This window comes from Streptococcus huangxiaojuni (assembly GCF_040930515.1).
Classification (GTDB): domain Bacteria; phylum Bacillota; class Bacilli; order Lactobacillales; family Streptococcaceae; genus Streptococcus; species Streptococcus huangxiaojuni.
The window spans coordinates 127,011-140,735 of the sequence record NZ_JBFQEG010000002.1 but is presented as its reverse complement, the minus strand read 5'-3'; the positions used below and the strand labels follow the sequence as shown (position 1 = coordinate 140,735).

Genomic DNA, 13,725 nt, shown 5'->3' with positions numbered 1-13,725 from the left:
CTGACCAAAGACGCTGGCGTCTAGGAAACAGTTGCTTTTCACACAGTCTGCAGCCCGCATTCAGTTCCTTTCATTAGGTTAAAAAGGTGATTTAATATAGAAATTCATTTTTAGTTTTGTATAAACTCAGGCAGCTGAAAGACACAGATATCCTATGCTGAGAAAAAACCACTCACAGCTTATGCCAAAATCTCCGTAGCGATGACTGGAAGGGAGAACAGCAAATATTCGGTAAAAGGTGTATTCTGCTAAATCAAACACTGCAGCTAGAAAACAGGAAAAATTTTAATTCTGACTATTTTCCCCCGATAGTGCAGGGTCTTGCTTAATCTTCGAGCCATTTTTCGTAGGATAGGGCATAGGCTGTAAATCCATTACGCTCGTAAATATATTTTGCACCGTCATTCCATGAATAGGCATGAAGTTTGACGCGCCGAATTCCGGAAGCTTTCAGCCAATTTATACAGGCATTCAGCAGCATTTGACCAATTCCCTGACCTCTGACGGATTCAGCAACAAACAGTTCATCAATTAAGCCTGTTTTGCCTGTTCCATTGTCTGCAGTAGCTTCTTCATCATATATCCTTGCCAGACCGTAGCCCACAACCGCCTGATGGTATTCGGCCAAAATAATATATGTAAAACCATCATCTTTATTTTCAAAAGTCTCGAGCGCCCGTCTTTTAATATTTTCAAGAACATGTGAATAATCATCATGCTTTGATTTTTCCCCATGTCTCTGTCTATTGAACCGACTTAAATCAGAGGTTAATTCAAGAAAAATTTCTTTATCATTCTCACAAATTTCACGAATTTTAACTGACATACTATTTCCTTTTTATTTAAAAGACGGTTGATTCTTCCAGCGTGAACTTCACATTGTCTTCAATCCATTTGCGGCGCGGTTCGACTTTGTCACCCATCAAAACGGAAACGCGGCGCTCGGCACGGGCTAAATCATCAATAGTCACCTTAATAAGTGTCCGGCTGTCAGGATTCATGGTTGTTTCCCAAAGTTGGTCAGCATTCATTTCCCCCAGGCCTTTGTAACGCTGGAGCTGAGCACCTTTACCGAATTTTTGGCGAAGTTCTTCCAGTTCTTGGTCAGTCCAGGCATACTCAACAACTTCTTTTTTCCCTTTACCCTTGCTCATCTTATAAAGTGGCGGCAGGGCAATATAAACGTGGCCAGTTTCGACCAAAGGACGCATGTAACGATAAAAGAAGGTCAGCAGAAGGGTTTGAATATGAGCCCCGTCAGTGTCAGCATCGGTCATGATGATGATTTTATCGTAATTGGATTCTTCCACTTTGAAATCGGGGCCTACGCCGGCGCCAATCGTGTAAATCATCGTGTTGATTTCTTCATTTTTGATGATATCGGCCATTTTAGCTTTGGCTGTATTAAGAACTTTGCCGCGCAGGGGCAGAATGGCCTGAAATTTACGATCCCGTCCCTGCTTAGCAGAACCGCCGGCTGAGTCACCCTCAACCAGATATAATTCATTTTTCTTAGGGTTTTTGGATTGAGCCGGTGTCAGTTTCCCAGAAAGCAAACCCTTATCTTTTTTACTTTTACGGCCGTTGCGCGATTCATCACGGGCTTTGCGGGCCGCTTCACGGGCATCACGGGCTTTGATTGCCTTTCGAATGAGGTTTGACGCAGTTTCTCCATTTTCCAAAAGAAAATAGGTTAATTTTTCAGAAACAATACTCTCAACCAAGGGGCGGGCCAAAGGGCTGCCAAGTTTATCTTTGGTCTGTCCTTCAAACTGGAGGTGCTCTTCCGGAACCAGAATTGACAAGACAGCTGACAAGCCTTCACGGTAATCCGCTCCATCAAGATTTTTGTCCTTTTCTTTAAGCAAACCAGTCTTTCGCGCATAGTCATTCATCGCCTTTGTAATAGCGGATTTCAGCCCTGTTTCATGCGTTCCGCCGTCCTTGGTCCGGACATTATTGACAAAGGACAAGATATTATCCGAAAAACCATCATTATACTGAAGTGCGACTTCAACCTGAAACCCCTGCTCCTCGCCCGAAAAGAAAATAACTGGTGTCAGTGTTTCCTTATCTTCGTTCAGATAGGCAACAAAGTCCTGAACGCCGTTTTCATAGTGAAAAGCGAGGTGTTCATCAGCTTCCCCTGAACGCTTATCAGTCAGGGTCAGGGTCACATTTTTTAAAAGAAAAGCCGATTCATTAAGACGCTCAGCAATGGTATTAAATTTAAAATCAACGGTAGAAAAGATGCCTTCATCAGGCATAAAGGTCACCTTAGTTCCAGATCGTGATTTCGGGGCTGTTCCGACTTTTTTTAAACCGCTGACTGCCCGGCCGCCATTTTCAAACCGCTGACGGTAAACGGCACCGCCCCTAGTAATCTCAACTTCAAGCCAGCTGGATAAGGCATTGACAACCGATGAACCGACACCGTGCAGACCGCCGGATGTTTTATAGCCTCCTTGGCCGAATTTACCTCCAGCATGAAGGACAGTGAAAATAACTTCAACAGTCGGAATCCCCATAGCATGCTTACCGACCGGCATTCCTCGGCCCCGATCTGCTACAGTCACGCTTCCATCCTGATTAATGGTCACATCAATTCTATCGCCAAAACCGGAGAGTGCTTCATCAACAGCATTATCGACAATTTCCCAGACAAGGTGGTGAAGGCCGGTGGCATCCGTTGAGCCGATGTACATCCCCGGACGCTTGCGGACAGCATCCAAACCTTCCAGAACCTGAATGGCATCATCATTATAATTATTAATAGTAATTTTTGCCTTAGCCATTATGACCTCCGAATTTATTCATCTTTTTTATCTTACAAGTTTTTTTAAAAATTTGCAAAATAATTTTTCAGAATGAACAAAAGATTTCTATTGCTCCTCTTTTTTCTATGCTATAATAGAAAATATGAATGTATTGTTTTTTATGATAATCGCTTATTTGCTTGGGTCGATTCCCAGCGGTCTTTGGATCGGGAAAATTTTTTACGGTAAAAATCTGCGTGATTACGGCAGTGGCAATACCGGAACAACCAATACCTTTCGCGTACTCGGCGTGAAAGCAGGCAGCATCACCTTTGCTGCAGACTGTCTGAAAGGTACTGTAGCAACCGTTTTGCCGATAATGTTTGGTGTCACACAGTTTTCACCTATCGTGATTGGAGCTTTTGCTATCCTTGGCCATACCTTTCCAGTTTTTGCAGGATTTAAAGGCGGAAAGGCTGTTGCTACCAGTGCCGGAGTGCTCTTAGGATTTGCGCCGCTTTACCTGCTCTTTTTACTGACTGTTTTTTTGATTGTCCTTTACCTTTCAAGTATGATTTCACTGGCCAGTATCATCAGTGCCTTAGTCGGTATTGTAACCACTCTTGTCTTTCCGGCCTTTCATTTTTTACTGCCCGGCTATGATTTCTTTTTTACGGTTATCATTATTGCAGTGGCCAGCCTGATTATTATTCGTCATAGAGAAAATATCAGCCGTATCAGGCAGCATAAAGAAAATCTCGTCCCCTGGGGACTTAATATAACCAAACAAGAGCCTAATGAAAATAGGTGAGCCAATGCTAATTTAAGATAAAAAGCGGAAGAGACGGTTCAATGCCCGATCTTTTCCGCTTTTTATTCGTTAACAATTTTCTGAGAAAAACCTTCCAGTTGTCTTTTTGCTACAGCTGCCTTTTTCGGTATGAGTCGCGCCTGCTGCCATAAAGACCGGAAAAAATGAGAAGAACACCTACAGCAATAATAACTGTAGACCTCGTATCGCCACTATTTGGCAGAAGACCTTCCTTATATTCTGCTGCAGGTAAGGGACATTTCACAAGGGAAGAAGGTCTTATTTCAGCAGCGCTTAGGTCCGAGGAATCTGCTGAAGCTAGAAAAACTGACACCTCTGCAAGTCCCTGTAACTGTTTTGCTGCTGCAACAGAAGGCTGGGCAAGAGTATTTCCCGGGTAGAAAGGTCTCTCTGCCTCTTCGGCTTCATCCTGACTGATATTCCGGGCTCTATACTGAGCTCTGGACAGGGAAATCAAACGGGAATTAGGGTTAATATCAGCATACTGAGTCAAGTCAGCCTGAGCTAAATAAGCGGCAAACACTTCATCGAGACTCGGGCCTTCTTCGCGTGCGCCACCAAGCATGGTATAGCCATCTCCGCCGGCAGCCAGAAAGTCATTAGTTGCTAAGTAATATGTAGCCGTCAAATCGAGCGGCTTATAGCTGTCGCTTAGAGGATCCCAAACGCTGATAGCCAAAATCCGATCGGCAGGGTCTAAGTTAGTGTCATAATAGACCGTTACACCGGCAGCCTGCAGAAAACCGCCGCTGGGCTCAAGCAGGGGCTGGCCGTTTTCGTCAAAAACAGAGCTGCCATCAGGAGAGGCCTGTAAAATCGAACCAAGCGACTGCACAAACATATCGTAGATATCCTGTCCGCTAACCTCAATTTGAGAAATAATATTGCCAAAAGGCAAAACAGCAATAGTATCTCCCTTAGTGACCGGCTCTCCTGCTTTGATGCTCTCTCTTAAACCGCCGCCATTCATCACCGCTAAGTTGGACTGGTGAGTAAAACCGGTCTGTCCATAATCTAAAAGGGCATCAGCAACTGCATTTCCTAAATTAGTCTCGCGGACACGAACGTTCATGCGGTCACCGTTTAACTCTACCGGACTTTCTGAGATGATGACTGCTGATGTTTCAGCTTCATATTTAGCTTCAATCTCTGAGATTAAAGCAGCAATGTCAGGGTCCGGAGAAACAGACTCTGCTTCTGCTGCACTGATAACACCCGCTGACAGCACTCGATCCGCATTCAAAGTCACAAGACCGACATTATTGAGGTAGCTGCCAGTCTGATTGTAAGTAACATTACCGTAAGTTGCTGTTAAGACCGTGTGGGAGTGTCCATCAAGTACCAAGACGGTTTTCCCCTGCAAGAGCTCATTATCGGCAAGTGCCTGAGCCAAAGCAGTTCCCTGCCAGTGAACAGGGGTAGTCGTATCAATCCCCAGATGAGCCAAAATGACATAATGGTTATAGGTCTTGCCTTCTGCCCGTGCATTTGCTTCAAGCTGAGCAATGACCTGATTAACCTCTGTAATAGGGTCAGTAAATGTGATACCAACTACATTATTGGGATGGGTTTTGGTAGCTGTTTCTGGTGTTGTGACACCGATAACAACGAATTCATCCCCTGAAACAGTATCATCCATATCAATAACAGTGGCTGCTTCAAACAGACGGACGCCATCGATATAAACATTAGAACTGATAATAGGGAAGGTCAGTTTTTCACTTAAACTCAGCAGCTGATCGAGTCCAAAATCAAATTCATGATTGCCTAAGGTCATAGCGTCAAATCCGATAGCATTGAGAATATCCGCCATATCCTCCCCTTGGGAGCTGTTAGAAATCGGGAGGCCTTGAAACACATCTCCCGAATCAAAAACCAGTGTTTTTCCTTGACTGCGGGCCTGGTTGACAATCGCAGCCAACTTAGCATCTCCAATGACACCATCAGCCTCCTGCATACGCCCATGGACATCATTCGTATGGATAATAGTCACTTGACTGTTGTCAGCCTGAGCAGCAGCCGGCAAAGGGTAATCGTCCCCATCAGACTGGCTGCTCGCTTCAGAATTATCAACCACAGTCTGGTCAGCTTGGACTTCTGTTCCTTCCGTCTCGGCTGCAGCGCTTTCAGCATTTTCTGCAGAGCTATCTGCTGGAAGACTGACTGCCTCAGCTGCTATTTCTGTTGGCTCAGTATCAAAATCGGCCCAGACAGGCTGCACCTGTAGGACAGGCAGCAACAGAAATAAAGTCACAAAGACAGAAATAACTAAACGTTTCTTTTTCATTACCTCTCCTTCCTAAAATCTTTCGTTTATTATACTATTTTTCTGAGCTTTTGAAAACGTTTTTAAAGATATTGTTTCTTTACAAATTCATTAAAAATCTTCTCAGCTTAAAAGCAAAAGCACGGTCACAAAACCGCGCTTTTGCTTCAGGCTTGTCTATATATAAGCTGCCCTGCACAAATAGTATATTTTACAGTTCCTATCAGCTTTTCGCCAATAAAAGGAGAGTTAGAGGCTTTGGAAGCAAATTTGTCAGTAACCGTCCGTTCTTCTTGGTCAGAGAAAATAACGATATCTGCAGGACCATCCTCAGCAAGATAGCCCGCATCAAAATGATAAAGCGAAGATGGATTAACAGTCATCTTAGCTAGCAGATCAGACAGGCTCAGCTCACCGCTGGCGACTAGGTAGGTCAAACCGAGCGATAGTGAGGTTTCAAGACCAGTCATACCAGAAGGCGCTTTTCTTATATCAGTTACATTTTTCTCATCACTATGATGAGGAGCGTGGTCAGTTGCGATAATTGAAATAACACCGGACTTAAGTCCCTCAATAACAGCCTGACGGTCGCTCTCCCTGCGCAGCGGCGGATTCATTTTAGCCGCGGCACCTTTTGTCAGCAGCAGGTCTTCTGTTTTAGAAAAATGCTGAGGTGCAGCCTCTGCAGTGATTTCAGCCCCCAACTGCTGAGCAAATTCCACTACCTTTACAGACTCTGCCTTTGATAAATGCTGAATATGCAGATGAGCTCGGCGATCATAAGCAATCATAGTATCACGGGCAATCATACTGTATTCTGCAAGACCTGTTGCCCCACAAAAATGGAACTGATCTCTGGCGATGTCTTCATTAAAACCAAGAATCCCGTTAAGTTCCGGATCTTCTTCATGCAGAGCGATAAAGGTGCCGTTTGCTTTGGCTAAATCTAGAGCATCTTTAACAACTTTAGCGCTTTGAAGCGGGATACCATCATCTGAAAAAGAGACTGCTCCAGCGGCTAAAAGAGCTTTAAAATCTGTCAGATGCTGGCCGTCAAAGTTCTTAGTAACTGTTGCATTTGTATAGATATGGATATTTTCCTTAGCAGCACTGGTCAAAACATCTTTTAGAGTTTCAACATCAGAGATGGTGGGATGAGTATTTGCCATCATGACAACAGTTGTAAAGCCGCCAGCAGCAGCAGCTAAAGCACCTGTATGGATATCTTCCTTATGAACTTGCCCGGGTTCACGAAAATGGACATGAATATCAACTAGGCCCGGTGCCACTACCAGCCCTTCTGCATCAATAACATCGGCACCTTCGACCTCAATGTGCTTAGCAATCTTTACGATTTTTTGGCCATCAATCAGCACATCACAAACCTGATCAAATTGCGATTTAGGATCAATCACACGGCCGTTTTTAATGACTATCATCTTTTCTCCTTACTTCAGCCAATCGATTGGCTCTAAGCCATCTTGTAATAAATAGGTATTGGTTTTTGAAAAGGGACGGCTGCCGAAAAACCCCCTGTGAGCAGCTAAAGGACTCGGATGAGGCGATTCGATAACATGATGAATCGGATTAGTCACCAAGGCCTTCTTCTTACGGGCATAACCTCCCCAAAGAATAAAGACCACCGGACTTTCCTTTTGATTGACCACTTTAATCACCGCATCTGTAAAGGGTTCCCAAATTTGCCCGGCATGCCCGTTTGCCCTGCCTTCAGGAACGGTCAGGCAAGCATTTAATAAGAGTACACCCTGCTCAGCCCAAGCAGTTAAATCGTGATAGCTGCGCTCTCCAATATCTGCCTGCAGCTCCTGCAGAATATTCTGCAGGGACGGCGGGGCCGAAACAGCATTCGGCACTGAAAAAGACAGCCCTTGAGCCTGACCAGGACCATGGTAAGGATCCTGACCGATTATCACTACTTTCACATCTGCCAGAGGAGTTGTTTGGATAGCATTAAAGACTTTTTCGCGCGGCGGATAAACTGTCCCTTCTGCATAGACCTTGTCCATAAAATGATTAATCTGCGCAAAATAGTGCTCCGGCAGTTCCTTTTTGATTAAATCATGCCATTGAGAATGTTCCATAAGTCACCCTTTCTTATCTTTTAAAATGGCTTACGCGGAATGATATAGGCACTTTGATGTTTTTGAAAACCAATTTTAGGATAATAATCCACGGCAGCCGGTGCAGCTAAAAGAATGAGGGCAACATCATCCCCTATATCTTCACGTAGATGAGCTATCAGTGCCTTCCCGACCCCTGTTTTTTGATAGGCTTTATCCACTGCTAAATCAGACAGATAACAGGCATAGGCATAATCTGTCAGAGCTCTGGCAATTCCAATTAATTTTTCCCCATCCCATGCTGTCCATACGCAATTAGCACCTGTCAGCATTTTTTCTAAGCGTTTTAAGTCCTCATAAGGTCTGTGTATACCGGAAGCTTTAAAAACTTGTGCAAGTTCAGCTCCTGTAACTGAACGTTTATTTGAATAAGTAACCATATCATTATCATTCCTTTCAAATTTGCAGATACTAAATATCAAATTGAAAACTAATACTAAATGGTTTTACCAGATTTGTAGAATATCATTTTAATCAGTTTTAAAATTTTCACCGATTGCCTTTAGGATTTAAAAGCCGACCAATAGAAAGAAGCTTCCTGATAGCCTTGGTGCTCATACATTGCACAGTTCACTTCCTCAGTGACGAGAATAACAGAATCCGCTGTTTTGACCGCTCTATCCTGCAGGCGTTTGCCAATACCTTGACCTCGCAGATCTTTATCTACTATAAAACTATCAATTTCAACAAAATGCTGCGAGTACCAAGCCGTTAATTCCCCAACAATCTGTCCCTTCTTAATAGCCAGAAAAATCTTTCCGCCAGAAGTATTGCTGGCCAATTCACGATTAAATAAGGACATCTGCTGATAGTAAGCATCACCATACTGACGATATTCTTCTTCATGCTTATCCATATAATCTTGATAAGACATCTCGGACAGCTCTTCAATCCTTACATCCCCTGAATCGGATAAATTCAAAGACGCTGCCGCAGCAGTAAAAACAAGAAAACGTTTTAATTCAAACCCTTCTCCATGAAGCTGTGCCTGCCAAGGCTCAGGCAGCTCAATTTTCTCTGGAAAAGCGATGTTGACATAGTTTAAGGGATAAGCTTTCTGCTGGATGGCAATAAAGTCAAGGTCTTCTTTAAAACTGTCTCTGTCAGGCATTATTTGGTAATCCAAAAGATTATTATCATAGCGCAAAGCTAAGTCCGATCTGCCATAATAAATATAGCGCTCTGTAACAAGCTTTTTTTGCAGATGAGCCATTAAAATATCTTTATACATCTACCGACTAGTACCTTCCAATAAGATTAAGTTTTGTTTCAGCCAAGACATGGCCCTCAAGAGCGTGAAGAAGCTCATTCATAAAAAAGCCCTGTTCCAGATTAAGTGCACTATCCAAGGCATAAACAGTCAAAGTATAGAGGTGATCCTTATCCGGTGGGTAAGGTCCGATATAGCCGTTTTCGATAGTTGAAAAATCTGTTGACAGAAACTTGCTGACTAAGCTGTTCTTCCCTCGTACATGCTGCCTATTCAGTCGTGAAAAGTCCGCTTCGATACGGGTCTTATCGGCTGGAAGATTGGCCACACACCAGTGAATATAAGCAAAGCCGCAGACAGGAATTGAATCATAATCTACAAATGTCCAAGCTAACGTTTTAGCCTCTTTCGGAACCTCTGTCAACTCAAAAGGAAATGATACGATAGCATTCCCCAGCACAAGCTCATCTGTCTGCTTGCTATAGCGGTCCGGCAAAACCTGCTTATCAAATTCAGTCACAATTTTCATCTTTCCCTCCCCTAAACTAAGATATACAAAGCCCGTTAAGAACGCAAAAGGAAAATAGGGGACTGACTGACGAATCGCCAGATTCTAAGTCAGGACATCTTTTTCCCGCAGCGTTTAGGGCATGTTCAATTCCAACAAGATACAAAGGCCGTGAAAAGCTCACAGCAAAAATGACGGTAAGTCCGAAATCTTCGATTTCGCAGACGCACCTCTGCCAGAACGACTAGAAGGGTGCGGTCGGCTGTTAAGACGACAAAGCCTTCAGACGTCTACGGCTAGCTAACTTGAAATCAATTCTAAACTTAGCCTTGTCTTTTTTGCAAAGAGCTTAGGCCGTGTTCAATTCACTAAGATACAAAGGCCGTTAAGAATGCAAAAGGAAAATAGGGGACTGACAGACGAATAGCCAGATTCTAAGTCAGGACATCTTTTTCCCGCAGCGTTTAGGCCGTGTGCAATTACAACAAGATACAAAGGCCGTTTAGAAGCCGGCTCAGTTCTACTGCTGCTTTTCTTTTGTCTCTTCAGGAATGTTTTTTAAGACATACTTACTGATAAAGTAACCTAGGCTGCACAATACGACGCCCCACAGAGCAAAACTGAGCAAGGCAAAAACATAACCGCTGAGATTACTGGTATCATACCATCCACTAATCAGCAAAGCCGGATAAACCGTTGCTAACATTAGTAAAGTATGTACAATTATTTTTTTCCTGACCGTCCAAACATCGTAATCATAAATAGCTGACGCCGCTGAAACAGCGGTTGAAATAACTGTTATAGCCACCATACTCCAGAAGGCCTTTTGATTATCCTCTTGAGCAAGAAAATAGGTTATCGTTCCCATAATAACTAAAGGAATAATACCTCTAATAAAAGCTTGTTTAATACATTTTTCTTTTAAATTCATAGCACCCCCCTTAGAACAAGATACAAAGGCCGTTAAAAGAGCAAAGCAAAAATAGGAGACTGGACGAAGAGCCTCAAAGCTCTAGGACAAGCTATCTTTTTTGCACAGCTCTTAGGCCGTGTTCAATTAACAAGATACAAAGCCCGTGAAAAACGCAAAAGGAAAATAGGGGACTGACTGACGAATCTCAAGATTCTAAGTCAGGACATCTTTTTCCCGCAGCGTTTAGGGCGTGTTCGATTCCAACAAGATACAAAGGCCGTCTAAAGCTCACAGTCTATCTCAGATAGAGCTGTCAATCCTGCCAGTTTTCTTGGTTTTCTTTAAACCTCTTTAAAAGCTGTAAGCCTCGAGCATCGATATAGCCCTGAACTTTGGCAACCTTAATCAGTTCGGTATAATTTGAAAGCGTAAGGAGTTTAATGCCCGTCTCCGCAAAATTCTGCTCAGCCTGCGGCAGTTGATAAGTGAAAATTGCAACAACACCAAGAACATCTGCCCCTTCCTTCTTAGCCGCTGCTGCAGCCTCAAGGACTGAACCGCCTGTGGAAATTAAATCTTCTATAATAACCATCTTCTGTCCCTTGGTCACTCGGCCTTCAATTTGATTGCCAGCGCCATGATCTTTTGGTTTTGAACGAATATAAGCAAAAGGCAAGTTCATCTTATCAGCAATGATTGCCCCATGGGGGATACCGGCAGTCGCAGTCCCGGCAATGACATCAACTTCCGGAAAGTGTTTTTTGATGACATCAACGAAACCATTTTCAATTAAAGTACGCGTTTCTGGGTAAGATAGAGTAATGCGATTATCTGTGTAAATGGGTGATTTTATTCCAGACGCCCATGTAAAAGGGTTTTCCGGCTGTAGATAAACCGCTTTAATATCAAGCAAGTCAGATGCAATCTGTGTTGCTAATGTCATAATAATTACCTCTTTTCTTATAACTGTTTGCTACAACAAGCATTTTTTGGCAAATCTCAATACTAAATTGACAAAACAGCCGGTATTAATTTACCCCTGCCATTCCTCAAAGATAGTCCGGTAGGCTTCAGCTGGATTGTCTGACTGTGTGATAGGACGGCCTACCACAATGAAATCAGAACCAATCTGTCTAGCGTCCTTTGGTGTCATCACCCGCTTTTGATCGCCAGCAGAACTGCCTGCAGGGCGAATACCAGGTGTCAGGCAGATAAAGTCACTTGCAATTGCTCCTTTAATCAGTTTCACTTCCTGCGCAGAACATACAACTCCGTCAAGTCCAGCTTCAGCTGTTTTCTTAGCATAATGGATCACAGACTCCTCTAAACTCGTTTGGATATTTTGAAAATGCTGCATCTGCTTTTCAGATGTTGAGGTCAGCTGAGTTACAGCTATTAACCGAGGGCCTTCTCCCAGCCCTTCACGTGCTGCCTTCATCATCTCAACACCGCCTGCCGCATGAACATTAGTCATATCTACTTCCAGACCTGCTAACACTTTCATAGCAGATTGAACTGTATTTGGGATATCATGAAGCTTTAGGTCTAAAAAAACAGAGTGCCCCAGCCCTTTAACATAGCGAACAACTTCCGGACCTGCTGCATAATAGAGCTCCATACCGATTTTAACATAGAGCTGCTCTTTTTTAGGAAATCGGGCAAGAAAGGATTTCACATCACTTAGTGATGGAAAATCAAGAGCAATGATTGGACGGCTTTCACGCATAACTATTACACCTCTAGCTTGACTTCAGTTTTGAAAATGAGACTATGATTGATTAACAGTTGACAAAATAAAGAAAACCTCACCCAGAAAAGGGCAAGGTTAGCAAAGGGAAAAGGGAAAATCTGTTCTTCTGTATTAAGACTGAACCTTGCATGTCTCTCCGGACATAGATTAAAGGCTATTCAATTTTCCCTATTATACCGTTTTTCTGCCTTAATGTCAAAACATGCCGGCAGCATTTTAAGAAGAAAGGTGTAACGTTACAATAGATGTGAGACCATCAGGTTCAAAAAAAGAAGATTCCTTGATATGATAAGAGTACCACACCCACTCACCAAAAAGGAATCTTCTCATGACTAGTATACCACAAAATCTTCGCTATTTGCCACACACACTTGACACACGCTACCATGCAGTTAAAACCTATCGAAATGGTGCCTCTGTCGCCTTCATCTGTCGACGCTACAAGGTCTCAAAAGCTTCGCTCATGCGCTGGAACAAGAGGTTTGATGGCTCTAAAGAATCGCTGAAAGACAAATCGCATCGGCCTCTGACACCACATCCAAAGGCTCATACCGAGCAAGAAATCACTTGGATAAAAAACAGTATCAAAAGAAATCCAAGAGCCACCCTCATCGAAATCTTCTACAAACTCAAGACAACCAAGGGATACGACAGACACCCCTCCTCGCTCTTTCGTGTCTTGCGGAAACTGGGACTCTTCAAATCCCCTAAAACGAAGAAGAAAACCTATACCCCTAAACCCTATGACACACCGACTGACTTGGGCATCAAGTGGCAGATGGATGTCAAATACGTCCCTAAACACTGCTACACGGGCAGTCTCCCTGACAGGTTCTACCAGTACACCGGCATCGATGAGGCGTCAAGAGAACGCTTTATCTACCCCTTCAAGGAGCAGTCTTCCCATTCTACCGTCCAGTTTCTCAAAATGGCCATCAAATACTTTGGCTACAAGCCTCAAATCCTGCAAACCGACAATGGCTTTGAGTTTACGCATTTTAGGGAAACCAAGAGAAGCCACCCGCTTGATCTGCTCTGTGAAGAATTAAGAATCCAACACAAGTGTATCAGACCCAGAACACCTAGACACAATGGGAAGGTGGAAAGGAGCCACCGAAACGACAACAGACGCTTCTACCAACACTTATCCTTTTATTCCTATGAAGACCTCATCAAACAGATGAGCACCTACCTTTACCGTTCCAATAGGCTCCCCATGCAAACCTTAGGGTGGCAATCGCCTATCGACATCAGAAAAGCTTTACTAGGAGCTAGCTCCTAGTAAAGCTTATCAAAGGGATAGCTTCAAATGAGAATTTTTGGTCTCACATCATTGACAAAGGTACATG

At 43.5% G+C, this 13,725-nt stretch carries 13 protein-coding genes; 2 read left to right on the top strand and 11 right to left on the bottom strand.

Annotation, left to right across the window (positions count from 1 at the left end; translation table 11 throughout):
• Positions 1-325: 325 nt before the first annotated feature.
• Both AB3329_RS02185 and parE read right to left on the bottom strand, forming a co-directional pair.
• A complete protein-coding gene (locus tag AB3329_RS02185) occupies positions 326-826 on the bottom strand; it encodes a GNAT family N-acetyltransferase (protein ID WP_368394109.1) in 501 nt (166 codons plus the stop codon).
• A gap of 16 nt (positions 827-842) precedes the next feature.
• On the bottom strand, positions 843-2,795 hold the full coding sequence (gene parE / locus AB3329_RS02180) for a DNA topoisomerase IV subunit B (RefSeq protein WP_368394108.1): 1,953 nt from the start codon (positions 2,793-2,795) through the stop codon (positions 843-845).
• Positions 2,796-2,919: 124 nt separating this feature from the next.
• On the opposite strand from parE, the gene plsY reads away from it, so the two are divergent.
• A complete protein-coding gene (gene plsY / locus AB3329_RS02175; RefSeq protein ID WP_368394107.1) occupies positions 2,920-3,567 on the top strand; it encodes a glycerol-3-phosphate 1-O-acyltransferase PlsY in 648 nt (215 codons plus the stop codon).
• A 109-nt stretch (positions 3,568-3,676) separates the two neighbouring features.
• Here plsY and AB3329_RS02170 read toward each other — a convergent pair whose 3' ends face one another.
• The 9 genes from AB3329_RS02170 to pyrF all read right to left on the bottom strand — a co-directional run bounded on the left by AB3329_RS02170 (position 3,677) and on the right by pyrF (position 12,352).
• The gene (locus AB3329_RS02170) at positions 3,677-5,875 is read right to left on the bottom strand and encodes a 5'-nucleotidase C-terminal domain-containing protein (RefSeq protein ID WP_368394106.1); all 2,199 of its coding nucleotides are present in this window, start codon (positions 5,873-5,875) and stop codon (positions 3,677-3,679) included.
• A 146-nt stretch (positions 5,876-6,021) separates the two neighbouring features.
• Positions 6,022-7,293: a dihydroorotase gene (locus tag AB3329_RS02165; protein WP_368394105.1), complete on the bottom strand. Its 1,272-nt coding sequence runs from the start codon at positions 7,291-7,293 to the stop codon at positions 6,022-6,024.
• A gap of 9 nt (positions 7,294-7,302) precedes the next feature.
• Entirely contained in the window at positions 7,303-7,956 is a 654-nt protein-coding gene (locus AB3329_RS02160; RefSeq protein WP_368394104.1) for a uracil-DNA glycosylase, read from the bottom strand.
• Positions 7,957-7,976: 20 nt separating this feature from the next.
• Positions 7,977-8,375 carry a GNAT family N-acetyltransferase gene (locus tag AB3329_RS02155; protein WP_368394103.1) on the bottom strand — a complete coding sequence of 133 codons (399 nt, stop codon included), beginning with the start codon at positions 8,373-8,375 and terminating at the stop codon, positions 7,977-7,979.
• A gap of 122 nt (positions 8,376-8,497) precedes the next feature.
• Positions 8,498-9,226: a GNAT family N-acetyltransferase gene (locus AB3329_RS02150; RefSeq protein ID WP_368394102.1), complete on the bottom strand. Its 729-nt coding sequence runs from the start codon at positions 9,224-9,226 to the stop codon at positions 8,498-8,500.
• A gap of 7 nt (positions 9,227-9,233) precedes the next feature.
• Positions 9,234-9,734: a YbhB/YbcL family Raf kinase inhibitor-like protein gene (locus AB3329_RS02145; protein ID WP_368394101.1), complete on the bottom strand. Its 501-nt coding sequence runs from the start codon at positions 9,732-9,734 to the stop codon at positions 9,234-9,236.
• 499 nt (positions 9,735-10,233) lie between these two features.
• The gene (locus AB3329_RS02140) at positions 10,234-10,644 is read right to left on the bottom strand and encodes a DUF3021 family protein (protein ID WP_368394100.1); all 411 of its coding nucleotides are present in this window, start codon (positions 10,642-10,644) and stop codon (positions 10,234-10,236) included.
• Positions 10,645-10,939: 295 nt separating this feature from the next.
• Entirely contained in the window at positions 10,940-11,569 is a 630-nt protein-coding gene (pyrE, locus tag AB3329_RS02135) for an orotate phosphoribosyltransferase (RefSeq protein ID WP_368394099.1), read from the bottom strand.
• Between the two features lie 90 nt (positions 11,570-11,659).
• Positions 11,660-12,352, bottom strand: coding sequence for an orotidine-5'-phosphate decarboxylase (pyrF, locus tag AB3329_RS02130; protein WP_368394098.1), 693 nt, complete (start codon positions 12,350-12,352; stop codon positions 11,660-11,662).
• Positions 12,353-12,704: 352 nt separating this feature from the next.
• Between pyrF and AB3329_RS02125 the strand changes: the two genes are divergently transcribed.
• The gene (locus AB3329_RS02125) at positions 12,705-13,658 is read left to right on the top strand and encodes a DDE-type integrase/transposase/recombinase (protein ID WP_368394097.1); all 954 of its coding nucleotides are present in this window, start codon (positions 12,705-12,707) and stop codon (positions 13,656-13,658) included.
• Positions 13,659-13,725 lie beyond the last annotated feature (67 nt).